Below are 14,767 nucleotides of genomic sequence, written 5' to 3' on the forward strand. Positions count from 1 at the left end.
TCCCAAGCTCCCGAACAGCAAAAGCCCCGCTCCGTTAGAGAACGGGAGCGGGGCTTTAACAAGCACGGGACCGAAATGGTTTCAGGCTTTGGTTTGCGGCTCCACGACCCGGATGTTGAGTTCGCGCAACTGCTTGAACTCGGCGGCGCTGGGCGCGCCCATCAGCAGGTCTTCGGCGCGCTGGTTCATCGGGAACAGCGTGATCTCGCGCAGATTCTGCGCGCCGCAGAGCAGCATCACGATGCGGTCCACGCCCGCCGCCATGCCGCCATGCGGCGGCGCGCCGTACTGGAACGCCCGGTAAAGCCCGCCGAAACGTTCCTCCACATCCTGCTGGCTGAGGCCGACCTTCTCGAACGCCTTCACCATCAGTTCCGGCGACTGGTTGCGGATCGAACCCGAAGCGATTTCATAGCCGTTGCAGACCATGTCATATTGATAGGCGTTGATCGTCAGCGGGTCCTGGTCGTTCAGCGCATCCAGCCCGCCCTGCGGCATGGAGAAGGGGTTGTGCGCGAAGTCGATGGACTTCGTATCCTCATCATATTCGTAGAAGGGGAAGTCCACGATCCAGCAGAGTTCGAAGCGATCCTTGTCGATCAGGTCGAGCTGCTCGCCCACGCGAATCCGCGCCAGACCCGCCAGCTTCGCCGCCTGGCTTTCCTTGCCCGCCGCGAAGAACACGCCGTCGTTCGGTCCCAGGCCCAAAGCCTCGATCAGCTTCGCCGTCCGTTCCTCGCCATGATTTTTGGCGATGGGGCCGCCGGGCACGCCGTCCTTGATGTTGATATAGCCAAGGCCCGAATAGCCTTCGGTCCGCGCCCAATTATTCATGTCGTCGAAGAATTTGCGGCTGCCCGCCCCAGCGCCCGGCGCCGGGATGGCGCGGATCACGCTGCCGCTCTCCACCAGAGAGGCGAAGATGCCGAAGCCCGATCCATGGAAATGTTCAGTGACGTCGGTGATCAGGATCGGGTTGCGCAGGTCGGGCTTGTCCGACCCATATTTCAGCATCGCCTCGGCATGCGGGATGCGCGGGAAGCTGCCAGCCGGGGTCACTGGCTTGCCGTCGGCGAACTGTTCGAACACCTGGGCGATCACCGGTTCCATCGTGTTCCACACATCTTCCTGCGTGACGAAGCTCATCTCCAGGTCAAGCTGGTAGAATTCGCCCGGCAACCGGTCGGCGCGGGGGTCTTCGTCGCGGAAGCAGGGCGCGATCTGGAAATAGCGGTCGAAACCCGCGACCATCAGCAACTGCTTATATTGCTGCGGCGCCTGCGGCAGGGCGTAGAATTTGCCCGGATGGATGCGGCTGGGCACCAGAAAGTCGCGCGCGCCCTCCGGCGAGGAGGCGGTCAGGATCGGCGTCGAATATTCGGTGAAGCCCGCCCCTTCCATGCGGCGGCGCATGTCGGAGATGATCTTCGTCCGCTTGACGATGTTCGCGTGCAGCGTCTCGCGCCGCAGGTCGAGGAATCGGTAGCGCAGGCGGATGTCTTCGGGATATTCCTGCTCGCCCGCCACCGGCAGTGGCAGGTCGGCGGCGGCGGAGAGCACAACCGCGTCCAGAGCGCGAATCTCGATCTCGCCGGTCGGCAGGTTGGGGTTGACCGCTTCCTTGGCGCGGGCCACGACCTTGCCGGTCACGGTCACGACGCTTTCGGCGCGCAGCGATTCGATCACCTGAAACACCGGCCCGTCGACCTCCGTGACGATCTGCACCATGCCATAATGGTCGCGCAGGTCGATGAAGACCAGATCGCCATGGTCGCGCTTGCGGTGCACCCATCCGGACACGCGCACCTCATTGCCGACCTCCGCCGTCGTAAGGGCGCCGCAATTATGGGTGCGATAGGCATGCATGGCGTTTTTGGTCTTTCAGCTTCGTTTTACGGAAATGACAAATTGTTGCAGCGCCGCTATGGGCAGTCCTGTCAAGCATTGACGAGCCCGTGCGCGACGGGCCAGCCCATAATAAGATCGAAGACCATATGCAAATCCATCCGCTGATTACCGACAGCAAGACTCTCGCTTCATTCTGCGCCCGGATCGCCAAATCGCCCTATATCGCGATCGATACCGAATTCATGCGCGAAAACAGCTATTGGCCCGACCTCTGCCTGGTTCAGGTCGCGGACGAGCATGAGGCCGCCGCCATCGATCCCAAGGCGCCGGGCATCGACCTGTCGCCCCTGCTCGACCTGATGGTCGACAATGAGGATGTGCTGAAGGTCTTCCATGCGGGGGGGCAGGATTTGGAGATCATCTACAACCTGACCGGCAAGACGCCCCATCCGCTGTTCGACACGCAGATCGCGGCGATGGCGCTGGGGCTGGGCGAACAGATCGGCTACGGCAATCTGGTCGACGCATGGCTGGGGGTCCAACTCGACAAGGGCGCCCGCTTCACCGACTGGGCGCGCCGCCCTCTCGACAAGCGGCAGATCGATTACGCCATCGGCGACGTCACCTATCTGATCCAGATATTCCCCAAGATGCTGGAGGAACTGCGCCGCACCGGACGCGGCGACTGGCTGGACCAGGAGATGGAGCGGATCAGCGACCCCTCCAATTACGAGAACAAGCCCGACGAAGCCTGGCAGCGCGTCCGCATCGCCAGCCGCAAGGCCGATGTCCTCGGCCGCCTGAAGGCGCTGGCCGCCTGGCGCGAGATGGAGGCGCAGGACAAGAATTTACCCCGCGGCCGCATCGTCAAGGACGAGACGCTGGCCGACATCGCCAGCCACCCGCCCCGCACGCAGGAAGACCTGGGCAAGGTGCGCGGCCTTTCCGCCACCTGGAAGACCAACGACATCGGCAACCGCCTGATGCTGGCGCTGGCAAGCCATACGCCGCTCGCCAAGGAGGAGATGCCTGAGCGCGATCCCAAGCGCCCCGGTCTGGGCAAGGACGGCGCGCTGGTGGCGGACCTGTTGAAGCTGCTGCTGAAAATCCGCTCGCGGGACATCAATGTCGCGGCCCGCCTGATCGCCCGCAGCGACGATATCGACGCGCTGGCGGCAGGCGTGCGGGAGGATCTGTCGATCCTGGAAGGCTGGCGCTATGAACAGTTCGGCCGCGATGCGGTCGATCTGGTGGAGGGTCGCCTGGCCTTCGCGGTCAGGAACGGCCGCCTCAAGATGACCCGTACGCAATAGGAGTCAGGATCGATGCGGACGGCGGCGCTGATTTTCCTTCCCCTGCTGGTCGCTTGCGCGGGCGGCGAAGGCCCTGCGATGCAGCCGCCCACCGTAGAGGGACCGTGCCGCAACGAAGGGCTGGACCGCTTCATCGGCCAGACCGCCAGCGCGGCGACGGGCACGGAATTGCTGAAGGCGTCGGGTGCGCGCACGCTGCGCTGGGGCGCCCCCGGCATGGCGATGACCATGGATTTCCGCGCCGACCGGCTGACTGTCGGCTATGACGCGAAGATGGCGATCACCTCCGCCCGCTGCGGCTGAGGATCGCGATGGAGTAAAATGCGTCGCTAAGCCATTCCGGTCGGCTCGCCATCTGTTAAAGTAGCCGCGATGACAGGAGCGGCCTGATGGACGACAATGACTCCCCCTCCGCCCGAATCGACGCCCGCATCGCGGAACTGGACGACTGGCGCGGCGAAACGCTTGGCCGGATCCGCGCCTTGATCAGGGAAGCCGATCCCGAAATGGTCGAGGAATGGAAATGGCGCGGCGTGCCGGTCTGGTCGCATGACGGCATCCTCTGCACTGGAGAAAGCTACAAGGCTGTGGTCAAGCTGACCTTCATGAACGGCGCGGCGCTGGATGATTCGACGGGCCTTTTCAACGCCAGCCTGGAGGGCAATGCTCGCCGCGCCATCGACATAAGCGAAGGCGAAAACATCGATGCGGAAGCCTTTAAGGCGCTGATCCGCGCCGCCGCGGCGCTCAACGGGACCAAAAAGTCGGGAGGGTGACGTGCTCCTGCGAAGCCAGGAGCCCAGATCAGAGGTTGGAACTGGGCTCCTGCCTTCGCGGGAGCACGCTTCAAAACACATCCGGCCTTGCGCTGAACCAAATCTTCCCGATCAACATTCCAGTCCGATCAACGTCCCGCTGCCGATGCGCCCGACATAGCGTTTGCCGTCGATCTCCAGCCAGTCGGGCGTCGCCTCCAGCCGACGTCCGCGAATGGTGGTGCGCAGATGCTCCACCGCGATCCGGTTGCGCGCCACGATCCGCAGCACCGCCAGCCCCTCGCCCCGCGCCGCCATCATGCTGTAGCGGTCGCCGCGCAGCAGGAAGTGCCAGCTTCCGTCCGTAGGCATCCATTCATTGCCGTTCACCACCTGCACCGGCTCGCCGTCCGGCCCGCCCATGCGCAGGCTGATTCGCGTCGCCCCATTGCTCCGGCGCGGCGGGGCGAAGATCAGGATCGGTTCCCCCTCCAGCGTCAGCGGGATCGGCGTATCCCTCAGCATCGGCGAACCACCCATGATCAGCGTCGGCAGTTCCGGCGAAAAAGGCAGGCGGTCGCGCGCGAAATGGCGCTGCCGCACGACCGGATTGGCGTGGAAGCCCTGCACCTGCATCGGCGTCAGCCGCCCTTCCTCGACCAGCCCATGGCAGGTCGGGCAAAGCAGCGTCACGCCATGACTTTCAGGCAGTCGCAGGTAACGGTAAATGGTCACGCCGCAGCGGACGCAAGCGAAACCGCAAGCCTGGCGGACATCGTCCTGCTGCTGCGCGGTCAGTTCTGGCAGCGACGGCATCACACGCAAGCCCATGCACGACGACCCCTTGCTCACCTGCCCGCGCCACTGCGGACCGGCTTTCCTCCGGCGTCCTTCCTGCTGGTTCGGGGGCGTTTCGAACGGCCCCTCTCGCTATTGCACTATCGTTGAAATAAATGCGGACAAGTCAAGAGGCTGTTCGCCATTCTCTTACCGCTGGGGCAGCAGGTCGAGGTTGCGCGATGCCGCAATGGCCCGGATGCGGTCCGGTCTCGGCATGGATTTGATCGCGATTTCCGCGACATCGCCCGCGCTGAACAGCTCTACATTGCCCACATTGAAGATGCGCTGGCCCAGCGTCTGGGTGATGCGCACGCTGCGGATGCTGGAAAGCGCGATCTCCGTCCGCTGCTTGGCGAGCAGGCCGCGCTCCAGCAACACTTCCCGGTCGGAAAGCGCCAGACGCTCGCCCTTATGCAACACCCACCACACGCCGATGGCCAATATGCCGACAACAGAAATCAACAGCAGGACGAACAGGAAAGGATGGGCGCGGAACATCGCGGGATGCTCGTCATACAGCCATGTCTCGCTCATGCCGGTCCCCTGTCGCTGACTGGCCTGCATTGACCATGGACGCCACGCCGCCGTCAAGGCCGCTTGACCTTGCCATGGCAAGCCATGATTGTTATAACATCTGTATGAACGCACCGCTCAAGATTACGAAGATCGGCAATTCCGCCGGGGTCATCCTGCCCAAGGAGGTATTGGCGCACCTCAATGTCGGGATTGGCGAGACTCTGTCGATCGTGACCACTCCACGCGGCATCGAACTGAGCGCCGCCGAACCCGATTTCGACGCCCAGATGGCCGCAGCGCGAGAGGTTATGCAGCGTCGCAAGCGAGCGCTGCGCGAACTTGCGAAATAAAAGCATGTCCCGCAATTGGGTTTGGATCAGCGCCGAAGCGGCAATGGCGGCGCATGCCGAACAGCTAGCCGAGCATGGCGGCGGTGAAGGCGTGCGCGACGCGGGGCTGCTGGAAAGCGCCATGGCGCGCCCGCGGAATCTGGCCGCCTATCATGAACCTGACGCGGCGGAACTGGCTGCCGCCTATGCCTTTGGCATTGCGCGTAATCACCCGTTCGTCGACGGCAACAAGCGCACGGCGGCGGTCGTCAGCGAAACTTTCCTAGTGCTGAACGGCTATGCGCTGACAGCCAGCGATGCCGAATTGGTGGTCGCGTTCCTCGCCCTCGCGGCGGGCGAACTCGGCGAGGAGGAAACCGCCGTCTGGTTCCGGGACCATCTGGCGGCGGCGGAATAGGGCCACTTCGCCAGGACAGGGAGCAACGCGCTTCAATCCAGTCAGGGCAGACCCTAATTCTCATCCCCCATGCGCAGCGCCGCGATGAAGGCCTCCTGCGGAATCTGCACGGACCCATATTCGCGCATCCGCTTCTTGCCCTCTTTCTGCTTCTCCAGCAGCTTCTTCTTGCGGGTGATATCGCCGCCATAGCATTTGGCTGTCACATCCTTGCGCATCGCGGCGATGGTCTCGCGGGCGATCACCTTGCCGCCGATGGCCGCCTGGATCGGAATCTTGAACAAATGGCGGGGGATCAAATCCTTCAACCGCTCGCACATGCCGCGCCCGCGCGATTCGGCGGTGCCGCGGTGGACAATCATGCTGAGCGCGTCGACCGGCTCATTGTTGACGAGGATGCTCATCTTGACGAGGTCGCCTTCCCGCGCCCCGATCTGATGATAGTCGAAGCTGGCATAGCCCCGCGAAATCGATTTCAGCCGGTCGTAGAAATCGAACACCACCTCGTTGAGCGGCAGTTCATAGGTCACCTGTGCGCGGCCGCCGACATAGGTCAGATTCTTCTGGATGCCGCGCCGGTCCTGACAGAGCTTCAGGATCGAACCCAGATATTCGTCGGGGCAGTAGATCACCGCCTCGATCCACGGTTCCTCGATGAAATCGATATAGTTGGCATCGGGCATGTCAGCGGGATTGTGCAGATGCCGCGTCGTCCCGTCGTTCATGTGAATGTCGTAGACCACCGACGGCGCGGTGGTGATCAGGTCCAGATCATATTCCCGGCTCAACCGCTCCTGGATGATCTCCAGATGCAGCAGGCCCAGGAAGCCGCAACGAAAACCGAAGCCCAATGCCGCCGACGTCTCCATCTCGAAGGAGAAGGACGCATCGTTCAGCCGCAGCTTGGAGATCGATTCGCGCAGCTTCTCGAAATCATTGGCGTCGACCGGGAAAAGGCCGCAGAACACCACCGGCTGCACTTCCTTGAAGCCGGGCAGCGCTTCCTTCGCCGGATTCTTGACCGTGGTAATAGTATCGCCGACGCGGGTCTGGCTGATCTCCTTGATCTGCGCGGTAATGAAGCCGATCTCACCCGGCCCCAATTCACCCAGTTGCTCGATCTTCGGGCGGAAACAGCCGACGCGGTCGATCAGATGCTCCGTGCCGCCGATCATGAACTTGATGTTCTGACCCTTCTTGATGACGCCGTTCACGACGCGCACCAGGATGACGACGCCCAGATAAGGGTCGTACCAGCTATCGACCAGCATCGCCTCCAGCGGCGCGTCCCTGTCGCCCTTGGGCGCGGGGATCTTGGCGACCACGGCTTCCAATATGTCGTCGATGCCGATCCCGGCCTTGGCGCTGGCCAGCACCGCTTCCGACGCGTCGAGGCCGATCACTTCCTCAATCTCCGCCTTCACCTTCTCCGGCTCGGCGGCGGGCAGGTCGATCTTGTTGATCACCGGCACGATCTCATGGTCATGCTCGATGGACTGGTAGACGTTCGCCAGCGTCTGCGCTTCCACGCCCTGCGCTGCATCCACCACCAGCAGCGCGCCCTCGCACGCGGCCAGCGACCGGCTCACCTCATAGGCAAAGTCGACATGGCCCGGCGTGTCCATCAGGTTCAGCTCATAGGTCTCGCCATTCTTCGCGACATAATCCAGGCGCACGGTCTGCGCCTTGATGGTGATGCCACGCTCCTTCTCGATATCCATATTGTCGAGGACCTGGGCCGACATCTCCCGGTCAGTCAGGCCCCCGGTGCGCTGGATCAGGCGGTCGGCCAGGGTCGACTTGCCATGGTCGATGTGCGCGATGATCGAGAAATTACGAATGTGCGAAAGATCGGTCATGGCCGCGCCGATAGCAGCCATTTAAAGGCCTGTCAGCAGGATCGCGCATGGAAGGCAATAGCGGCGATACCCATTCGCATTGCTTGCGCGACGACACGGTTGTGCTAGAGCTTGGGTCGAATATCGGGGCGCCATAAAATCAAAACGACTTCAGCAACTTTCAGGGGTGCGTGACAATGCGTGTGTTCGCGAAGTTCGTCGCTGCTGCAGCCGGTCTGGCTGTCGCGGCTTCTCCGGCGATGGCCGCCGACAAGGGCTCGTCCGCCCGGCAGCAGCAGGCCAAGAAAACCGCCGAAATCCCTCATTGCACCCGGCGCCTCGGCACGGTTGCCATTGTCGAGCCGGACAATCAGTGGTGGCGGGAGCTGAACCTGGGCAGCCCGGAGGCGATCCTCAAGGTGTTCATCCAGCAGTCGGGCTGCTTCGGCATCGTCAACCGCGGCCGCGCCATGGCCAGCCGCAATATGGAGCGCGCCATGGCCGACTCCGGCGAATTGCAGGCCGGGTCGAACCTGGGCAAGGGCCAGGTGAAGGCGGCGGACTATTATCTGCAGCCGGACATCGTCTCCTCCAACAAGAATTCGGGCGGCAACGCGCTGGGCGGCATGCTCGGCGGCATGCTCGGCGGCCGGACCTTCGGCGCCCTGGCGGGCGGCATCTCGATCAAGAAGAGCGAGGCCAATGTGACGCTCTCCATCGTCAACGCCCGCACGACCGAGGAAGAGGCGCTGACGGAGGGCTATGCCCGCAAGTCTGACCTGAGCTTCGGCGGCGGCGGCGGTGCCGGCTGGTGGGGCGGTTTCGCCGCAGCCGGCGGCGGCGGCTATCAGAATACGGAGATCGGGCAGGTGATCGTGCTGGCCTATCTCGACGCCTATACCAAGCTGGTGACGCAACTTGGCGGCCTGCCCGCCAACGCAGCGGCAGCGGCGCCTCGCGCGCAGTAAACGACGGTTATTGCGGAAAGGGCGCCGCCGGAGATTCCGGCGGTGCCCTTTTTGTGTCGACCTTAGACCAGTTCGATCCGCCTGCTTTTGGCCATGCGCGGCCGTTAAGATCCTCCCTACGCGCAGCGTGGGGAGGGTCGAAGAGAGGCACGTGACTCTCTTCGGCGTCGGCGTAGCCGATGGTGGAGGGGAAATACGCAGGTCGTGCCCATTTCCCCTCCACCAGCCTTCGGCCGGTCCCCCTCCCCATCTCCCGATGGGGAGGAATAGGATAGGTCCGCGCCCCACCCATCCACGCCACAAGATGCCCGCTTAAACTCGGCCCGACGCCACCTCCGTCAACACCGCCCGCTCCCGACGCCGTCGCCACCAGCTCAAAATCGCCTCCCCGGCCGGCCGCTCGACCGCCCGGTTGATGATCGTCCCCAAAGCCAGCGCCACCGCAAAAGCCGTCGCGAAGCCCGCCCAGGGGTTATAGCCTGCCTCCGCCATCTTCAGCATCACGACAAATCCGACATGCTGGTGGATAAGGTAGAAGGAATAGCTGATCCCACCCATCCAGACGAGCGGTCGAAGGCGCAGGAACCGCAGCTTCCCGGCCACCAGCGCCCCGAAAACCACCAACAGGACAAAGCCCGCGAGGGCGATGTCCCAACTATCGATCGTCGCGATCGACAGCAGCGCCAGCGCGGCATAGGGCGCCTGGTCCCGCCAGCGCCTTTGCCCGGACCAGATGCGATAGGATAATATGCCGATGATGAAGAAGGGCACATAGCGCAACACCAACAGCATCACGACCCGCTCCGGCATGCCCGGCCATAGCGCATACAGCCAGCGCAAAGCCAGCCAAGCGGCCAACACCGGCTCCAGCCGCCTCAGGCCGGTCCATTTCCAGATCGACATCATACAGAAATAAAAGGCAATCTCGACCGTCAGCGTCCAATAGGCGCCATCGACCTCCGGCAGGAAAGCGAAGCCCTGCAACATGGTGAAATTGGCCAGGATCGCGCCAGGCCCGATCAGCAGTTGCGACGCCCGGGCCAGATATTCGATTCCCAGCGTCAGCAGCATCGCAACCAGGTAGGCGGGATATAGCCGGGCGAAGCGGTTGATCAGGAAATCCGCGACGGTTCGGATGCGGTCGAGCGTGAAGAAGATCGCAAAGCCGGAAATGGCGAAGAACAGCAGCACCCGGTAATTGCCGCCCAGGAAACTGAAAGGCACATGGGCCGCCTGCGGGAACAGCTCATGGAAGCGGGTGGAATAATGGAAGACCAGCACGCACAGCGCCCCCAGCCCGCGCAAGGCGTCCAGTTCCGTCAAGCGGCGGGAAGAAGGGCGCGACCCCGGCATGCCTGCGCCATAGCAACGGAACAGCAATCATTCCGTTAATATCGTGGTTAAGCTGGCACTTATCGCCAGAATGCGGACATGATGGCCGCCCCGTCCCCTTCAGGAGAGGCGGAGAGACGTCCTGGAGGAACCGTGCCCGGCCTGCTAAGGCCGCTTCGCCTCTGCCGCCCGCTTCAGCCCCTGCAACTGCTCGGCCAAAACCTTGTCAACGACGGGCGCGATTTTGGCCGCCTCGAAGCGCATATAGCCGCCGGCGACATAGCTCATCACGACCCTTGAGCCTTTCCCCGCAGGCGCAATGTCGAAAGTCAGCGTCCCGGTCACCGCCTCCGCCTGCAAAGGCCCCAGCGCTCCGGAAAGGCGCAACTGCCTATCCGGCGCGGCATGGATCACCCGGCCATGCTCGACGCTTCCAGCCTTCCCATCCTTGCCCGGCACCTTTTCGCAGAAACAGCCCCCCGCCACGGGATCAAGGCTAAGATTGGTGGCATCCCCGCTATAGCTGTGCTCGCCATTCCACCAGCGCGCCGGTTGCCCCAACAGCCGGTAGACGGTCGCCGCATCGGCGGAGACATCCACGCCGTTCTCCACCGCAAAGCCGACGGCGCTGCTACCTGTGACAGCAGAATGGGCCGGCGCGGCCATCGCCACACCAGCCCATATCCAAGCTCTATATCGTTTCATCACACCCTCCCATGCAGGAGGGCAGGATAATCCCCTTCACCGGATTTTCCGAGTCGCCCGATGCGTTGTCCGAGCCGGAAAATGCCTTGGCTCAGGCGCCCTTGCCGTCAAGGATAGCGGCGATCGCAACGGTCACATCGTCCATGTCGGCCATGCCGTCGACCCGCGACACGATGCCCCGCGCTTCGTAGATCGGCAGGATCGGCGCAGTCTTAGCGCGATATTCGGCCATGCGGGTCCGCACGGTTTCCTCATTATCGTCCGGTCGGCGCTTGAACTCATGCCCGCCGCATTTGTCGCAGCTACCCTCGACCTTCGGCGTCTTGAACCTGTCGTGATAGCCCTCACCACAGGTCGCGCAGGTGAAGCGGCCGGTGATGCGCTCGACCAGCGCGTCCTCGTCCACTTCCAGTTCGATCACATGGTCGAGCGTCCGATTGCGGTCCGCCAATATGCCGTCGAGCGAATGGGCCTGCGCCTCGGTCCGGGGATAGCCGTCGAAGATCACGCCGGTTTTCGGCGCCAGCGCATCCAGCGCCTCGCCGATGATGCCCGACACGATCTCGTCCGAAACCAGTTCGCCCGCTTCCATCACGGCCTTGGCCTTGAGGCCAATCGGCGTCCCCGCCTTCACCGCGGCGCGCAGCATGTCGCCAGTCGATAGCTGCACCATGCCCCGGCTATCCACCAGACGAGTCGCCTGCGTTCCCTTGCCGGCGCCCGGAGGGCCGAGCAGAATGATATTCATGTCGCGCATTCTCCCCTGTTTTTTCGCGCTTTTAACCGTGCCGCGCCGCGTTAGCGCAGACGCCCCTTCAGCTTCGCCTTCTTGATCAGATCCCCATATTGATGGGCGAGCAGGTGGCTCTGAATCTGCGTCACGGTGTCGACCGTAACATTGACCACGATCAACAGGCTAGTCCCACCAAGGTAGAAGGGAATGCCGGCGCGGGCGATGACGAATTCCGGCACCAAGCAGATGAAGGCCAGATAGGCCGCGCCGATCACCGTGATCCGGGTCAGCACATAGTCGAGATAATTTTCGGTATTCTTGCCCGGACGAATGCCGGGAATGAAGCCGCCGTTGCGCTTGAGGTTGTCGGCCGTCTCTTCCGGATTGAACACTACGGCGGTGTAGAAGAAGCAGAAGAAGACGATGCCGAGGCCGTAAAGCGCCATATAGACCGGGCTGCCGTGCGACAGATACTGGTTCAGCGTCAGCACGAAATCGCCCAACTTGCTTTCGCCCGCCACAGTATTGCCCGCGAATTGCGAGACGGTCAGCGGCATCAGCAGCAACGACGAAGCGAAGATCGGCGGGATCACGCCCGCAGTGTTGACCTTCAGCGGCAGATGGCTGCGGTCGGCCTGCATCAATCCCTGACGCGTCTGCCGCTTGGGATACTGAATAAGCACGCGCCGCTGCGCCCGCTCCATGAAGCAGATGAAAGCGATCAGGCCAAAGCCCAGCACGATCACCAGGAAGATGACCAGACCGGAAATCGCGCCCGTGCTGCTCGACTTGAACAGGTTGCTCAGCGTCACCGGCAACTGCGCGACGATGCCCGCCATGATGATGAGCGACACGCCGTTGCCGATGCCGCGCGAGGTGATCTGCTCACCCAGCCACATCAGGAACATGGTGCCGCCGATCAGCGAGATCACCGCCGCGACCCGGAACAACATGCCCGGATCGACCACCGCCTGCACGCCAGACTGCGCGCCGAAGCTCTCCAGCCCCACGGCGATGAAATAGCCCTGAACGGCGGTCAGGCCGACGGTACCGTAGCGGGTGTATTGGTTCAGCTTCTTGCGGCCGCTTTCGCCTTCCTTCTTGATCGCCGCGAGTTGCGGCGAGAGGCTGGCGGCAAGCTGGACCACGATGGACGCGGTGATATAGGGCATCACGCCGAGCGCGATCAGGCTCATGCGCGAGAGCGAACCGCCCGAAAAGGTGTTGAAGATGTCGAGGATGCCGCCATTGGTCTGCTTGTAGAGCTGCGACAGGGCGGTCGGATCGACGCCTGGCAGCGGCACGAAGCTCAGGAAGCGGAAGACGATCAGCGCGCCCAGCGTGAACCACAGGCGCTTCTTGAGGTCGGTCGCCTGGCTGAACTTCGCCAGGCTGAGATTGGATGCGAGCTGGTCGGCTCTCGATGCCATCTTGGCTGCCCTTCAAAACATCTTGCCGGAGCCAACGCTCCAGCCTGAATCGCTTACCCCTTAGCGGGGTCACGGGGTGCTGTCGAACCGGGATTTGCCGCGCTTGCGACAAATAGCACCCCCGATGCACATGACCCCGCCGACCCATATCGGGCAGCGGGGTCATGCTTGCAAGACTTGCAGGCCGGATCAGGCCTTTGCGGCAGCCTTCTTCGCGGCCAGGGCGGTGCCCTTCTTGGCCTTGGCCTTTTCAGCCGCCGGAACGACTTCGATCACATCGACCTTGCCGCCAGCCTTCTCGACCGCTTCGACAGCCCCCTTTGACGCGCCGGCGACCAGGAAGCTGACCTTGACGGTCAGATCGCCCTTGGCGAGCAGGCGCACGCCGTCCTTGCCGCCACGGGCCAGGGCAGCGGCCTTCAGCGCGGCATGGTCGATGGTCGCATTGGCGTCCAGCTTGCCGGCGTCGATCGCCTTCTGCACGGCGCCCAGGTTCACGATCGCGAAATCCTTGGCGAAGATGTTGTTGAAGCCGCGCTTCGGCAGACGCATGTGGAGCGGCATCTGGCCACCCTCGAAGCCGTTGATGCTGACGCCCGAACGCGCCTTCGCACCCTTCTGGCCGCGACCGGCGGTCTTGCCCTTGCCGGAACCGATACCACGGCCGACGCGCATCCGGCCCTTGCGGGCGCCGGCATTGTCGTTGAGTTCGTTAAGCTTGGTCATTGTGCACTCGCTTTCGCTATGTTCGCGCTAAAAACACGTAATCCTCTCCCGCAGGCGGGAGAGGATATGAAGGCTTACCAGCTTGCTGGTCAGCCGAAGTTGGAAAGGGTTTTCACCCTCACCCATGGTCGATTAGTCGACCACGGCCACCATGTGGGGCAGCTTGGCAATGGCGCCGCGGACTTCCGCAGTGTCTTCCAGCTCCACCACGCGGTGCATCTTCCCAAGGCCCAGACCGATCAGAATCTTCTTCTGCGCTTCGGGGCGACGGATCGGCGAACCGATCTGCTTGATCTTGATCTTCGCCATATCAGTTACTCCGCAATCGCTTCGGCGTCGGCCTGAGCGACTTCGGCCGAGGCACCGCCGCGACGAAGCAGGTCGGCAACCTTCTTGCCGCGACGCTGCGCCACCGCCTTGGGGCTGACCTGCTCACCCAGCGCCGCGAAGGTCGCCCGGATCATGTTGTAGGGGTTCGACGTGCCGTTCGACTTGGTCACGACGTCCGCGACGCCCAGGCTTTCGAACACGGCGCGCATCGGACCACCGGCGATGATGCCCGTACCGGCCGGGGCCGAACGAACCGTCACCTTGCCCGCACCGAAATGGCCAAGGCCGTCATGGTGCAGCGTGCGGCCTTCCTTCAGCGGAACGCGAACCATCGCCTTCTTGGCCGAAGCGGTCGCCTTGCTGATGGCTTCAGGCACTTCGCGCGCCTTGCCATGGCCGAAGCCAGCGCGACCCTTGCCGTCGCCGACGACGACCAGAGCGGCGAAACCGAAGCGCTTGCCGCCCTTGACGGTCTTCGAGACGCGGTTGATGTGAACCAGCTTCTCGATCAGTTCTTCGCCCTGTTCCTCGTCACGGTTGCCGCGACGGTCGTCGCGACGGCCACGGCCGCCACGCTCGCCACGGTTGCGGTCACCGCCACGGCCACGGCCACGGCCGCGACCTTCGGTCTGAGCCTCGGCACCCTCGACGGGTGCGACGACTTCGTTGGTGTTTTCGTCAGCCAT

General features: G+C 63.2%; 17 protein-coding genes. 6 read left to right on the top strand and 11 right to left on the bottom strand.

What is annotated here, in order from left to right; translation table 11 throughout:
- Positions 1-81 precede the first annotated feature (81 nt).
- Entirely contained in the window at positions 82-1,866 is a 1,785-nt protein-coding gene (aspS, locus tag BV95_RS13165; protein WP_037452594.1) for an aspartate--tRNA ligase, read from the bottom strand.
- A 128-nt stretch (positions 1,867-1,994) separates the two neighbouring features.
- Here aspS and rnd point away from each other — a divergent pair, with 128 nt between their 5' ends.
- From rnd to BV95_RS13180, 3 genes are all read left to right on the top strand, one after another.
- Positions 1,995-3,161: a ribonuclease D gene (rnd, locus tag BV95_RS13170; RefSeq protein WP_037452702.1), complete on the top strand. Its 1,167-nt coding sequence runs from the start codon at positions 1,995-1,997 to the stop codon at positions 3,159-3,161.
- A 12-nt stretch (positions 3,162-3,173) separates the two neighbouring features.
- Positions 3,174-3,464 carry an I78 family peptidase inhibitor gene (locus BV95_RS13175; RefSeq protein WP_037452597.1) on the top strand — a complete coding sequence of 97 codons (291 nt, stop codon included), beginning with the start codon at positions 3,174-3,176 and terminating at the stop codon, positions 3,462-3,464.
- Positions 3,465-3,550: 86 nt separating this feature from the next.
- Entirely contained in the window at positions 3,551-3,937 is a 387-nt protein-coding gene (locus tag BV95_RS13180; protein ID WP_037452600.1) for a DUF1801 domain-containing protein, read from the top strand.
- Between the two features lie 111 nt (positions 3,938-4,048).
- On the opposite strand, the gene BV95_RS13185 is transcribed toward BV95_RS13180, so the two are convergent.
- Together BV95_RS13185 and BV95_RS13190 are read right to left on the bottom strand one after the other, a co-directional pair.
- The gene (locus tag BV95_RS13185) at positions 4,049-4,732 is read right to left on the bottom strand and encodes a hypothetical protein (RefSeq protein ID WP_051749777.1); all 684 of its coding nucleotides are present in this window, start codon (positions 4,730-4,732) and stop codon (positions 4,049-4,051) included.
- A gap of 171 nt (positions 4,733-4,903) precedes the next feature.
- Complete coding sequence (locus BV95_RS13190; RefSeq protein ID WP_037452705.1) at positions 4,904-5,290, bottom strand: PH domain-containing protein; 387 nt, start codon at positions 5,288-5,290, stop codon at positions 4,904-4,906.
- A gap of 104 nt (positions 5,291-5,394) precedes the next feature.
- On the opposite strand from BV95_RS13190, the gene BV95_RS13195 reads away from it, so the two are divergent.
- Together BV95_RS13195 and BV95_RS13200 are read left to right on the top strand one after the other, a co-directional pair.
- Positions 5,395-5,622 (top strand): AbrB/MazE/SpoVT family DNA-binding domain-containing protein, encoded by a 228-nt coding sequence (locus tag BV95_RS13195; protein WP_013847745.1) that lies wholly within the window; start codon positions 5,395-5,397, stop codon positions 5,620-5,622.
- 4 nt (positions 5,623-5,626) lie between these two features.
- Complete coding sequence (locus tag BV95_RS13200; RefSeq protein WP_037452608.1) at positions 5,627-6,019, top strand: type II toxin-antitoxin system death-on-curing family toxin; 393 nt, start codon at positions 5,627-5,629, stop codon at positions 6,017-6,019.
- 53 nt (positions 6,020-6,072) lie between these two features.
- Here the strand turns inward: BV95_RS13200 and lepA are convergent, their stop codons facing one another.
- The gene (lepA, locus tag BV95_RS13205) at positions 6,073-7,878 is read right to left on the bottom strand and encodes a translation elongation factor 4 (RefSeq protein WP_037452708.1); all 1,806 of its coding nucleotides are present in this window, start codon (positions 7,876-7,878) and stop codon (positions 6,073-6,075) included.
- A 176-nt stretch (positions 7,879-8,054) separates the two neighbouring features.
- Here lepA and BV95_RS13210 point away from each other — a divergent pair, with 176 nt between their 5' ends.
- Positions 8,055-8,825 carry a CsgG/HfaB family protein gene (locus BV95_RS13210; protein WP_037452610.1) on the top strand — a complete coding sequence of 257 codons (771 nt, stop codon included), beginning with the start codon at positions 8,055-8,057 and terminating at the stop codon, positions 8,823-8,825.
- Positions 8,826-9,137: 312 nt separating this feature from the next.
- On the opposite strand, the gene BV95_RS13215 is transcribed toward BV95_RS13210, so the two are convergent.
- The 7 genes from BV95_RS13215 to rpsE all read right to left on the bottom strand — a co-directional run bounded on the left by BV95_RS13215 (position 9,138) and on the right by rpsE (position 14,767).
- Positions 9,138-10,178 (bottom strand): acyltransferase family protein, encoded by a 1,041-nt coding sequence (locus tag BV95_RS13215; RefSeq protein ID WP_037452711.1) that lies wholly within the window; start codon positions 10,176-10,178, stop codon positions 9,138-9,140.
- A gap of 144 nt (positions 10,179-10,322) precedes the next feature.
- Entirely contained in the window at positions 10,323-10,862 is a 540-nt protein-coding gene (locus tag BV95_RS13220; RefSeq protein WP_037452612.1) for an SRPBCC family protein, read from the bottom strand.
- Positions 10,863-10,953: 91 nt separating this feature from the next.
- Positions 10,954-11,610: an adenylate kinase gene (locus BV95_RS13225; protein ID WP_037452614.1), complete on the bottom strand. Its 657-nt coding sequence runs from the start codon at positions 11,608-11,610 to the stop codon at positions 10,954-10,956.
- A 50-nt stretch (positions 11,611-11,660) separates the two neighbouring features.
- On the bottom strand, positions 11,661-13,025 hold the full coding sequence (gene secY, locus BV95_RS13230) for a preprotein translocase subunit SecY (RefSeq protein ID WP_037452616.1): 1,365 nt from the start codon (positions 13,023-13,025) through the stop codon (positions 11,661-11,663).
- Positions 13,026-13,214: 189 nt separating this feature from the next.
- On the bottom strand, positions 13,215-13,751 hold the full coding sequence (rplO, locus tag BV95_RS13235) for a 50S ribosomal protein L15 (protein ID WP_037452619.1): 537 nt from the start codon (positions 13,749-13,751) through the stop codon (positions 13,215-13,217).
- Positions 13,752-13,883: 132 nt separating this feature from the next.
- Positions 13,884-14,060: a 50S ribosomal protein L30 gene (gene rpmD, locus BV95_RS13240; RefSeq protein WP_013847753.1), complete on the bottom strand. Its 177-nt coding sequence runs from the start codon at positions 14,058-14,060 to the stop codon at positions 13,884-13,886.
- Between the two features lie 5 nt (positions 14,061-14,065).
- Positions 14,066-14,767 carry a 30S ribosomal protein S5 gene (gene rpsE / locus BV95_RS13245; RefSeq protein WP_037452622.1) on the bottom strand — a complete coding sequence of 234 codons (702 nt, stop codon included), beginning with the start codon at positions 14,765-14,767 and terminating at the stop codon, positions 14,066-14,068.

This window comes from Sphingobium chlorophenolicum (genome assembly GCF_000722875.1).
GTDB classification, from domain to species: domain Bacteria; phylum Pseudomonadota; class Alphaproteobacteria; order Sphingomonadales; family Sphingomonadaceae; genus Sphingobium; species Sphingobium chlorophenolicum.

Coding starts and splice junctions, on each gene's coding strand:
- aspS (WP_037452594.1), bottom strand. CDS start 1,866: ATGCATGCCTATCGCACCCATAATTGCGGCGCCCTTACGACGGCGGAG.
- rnd (WP_037452702.1), top strand. CDS start 1,995: ATGCAAATCCATCCGCTGATTACCGACAGCAAGACTCTCGCTTCATTC.
- BV95_RS13175 (WP_037452597.1), top strand. CDS start 3,174: ATGCGGACGGCGGCGCTGATTTTCCTTCCCCTGCTGGTCGCTTGCGCG.
- BV95_RS13180 (WP_037452600.1), top strand. CDS start 3,551: ATGGACGACAATGACTCCCCCTCCGCCCGAATCGACGCCCGCATCGCG.
- BV95_RS13185 (WP_051749777.1), bottom strand. CDS start 4,732: ATGCCGTCGCTGCCAGAACTGACCGCGCAGCAGCAGGACGATGTCCGC.
- BV95_RS13190 (WP_037452705.1), bottom strand. CDS start 5,290: ATGAGCGAGACATGGCTGTATGACGAGCATCCCGCGATGTTCCGCGCC.
- BV95_RS13195 (WP_013847745.1), top strand. CDS start 5,395: ATGAACGCACCGCTCAAGATTACGAAGATCGGCAATTCCGCCGGGGTC.
- BV95_RS13200 (WP_037452608.1), top strand. CDS start 5,627: ATGTCCCGCAATTGGGTTTGGATCAGCGCCGAAGCGGCAATGGCGGCG.
- lepA (WP_037452708.1), bottom strand. CDS start 7,878: ATGACCGATCTTTCGCACATTCGTAATTTCTCGATCATCGCGCACATC.
- BV95_RS13210 (WP_037452610.1), top strand. CDS start 8,055: ATGCGTGTGTTCGCGAAGTTCGTCGCTGCTGCAGCCGGTCTGGCTGTC.
- BV95_RS13215 (WP_037452711.1), bottom strand. CDS start 10,178: ATGCCGGGGTCGCGCCCTTCTTCCCGCCGCTTGACGGAACTGGACGCC.
- BV95_RS13220 (WP_037452612.1), bottom strand. CDS start 10,862: ATGAAACGATATAGAGCTTGGATATGGGCTGGTGTGGCGATGGCCGCG.
- BV95_RS13225 (WP_037452614.1), bottom strand. CDS start 11,610: ATGAATATCATTCTGCTCGGCCCTCCGGGCGCCGGCAAGGGAACGCAG.
- secY (WP_037452616.1), bottom strand. CDS start 13,025: ATGGCATCGAGAGCCGACCAGCTCGCATCCAATCTCAGCCTGGCGAAG.
- rplO (WP_037452619.1), bottom strand. CDS start 13,751: ATGACCAAGCTTAACGAACTCAACGACAATGCCGGCGCCCGCAAGGGC.
- rpmD (WP_013847753.1), bottom strand. CDS start 14,060: ATGGCGAAGATCAAGATCAAGCAGATCGGTTCGCCGATCCGTCGCCCC.
- rpsE (WP_037452622.1), bottom strand. CDS start 14,767: ATGGCTGACGAAAACACCAACGAAGTCGTCGCACCCGTCGAGGGTGCC.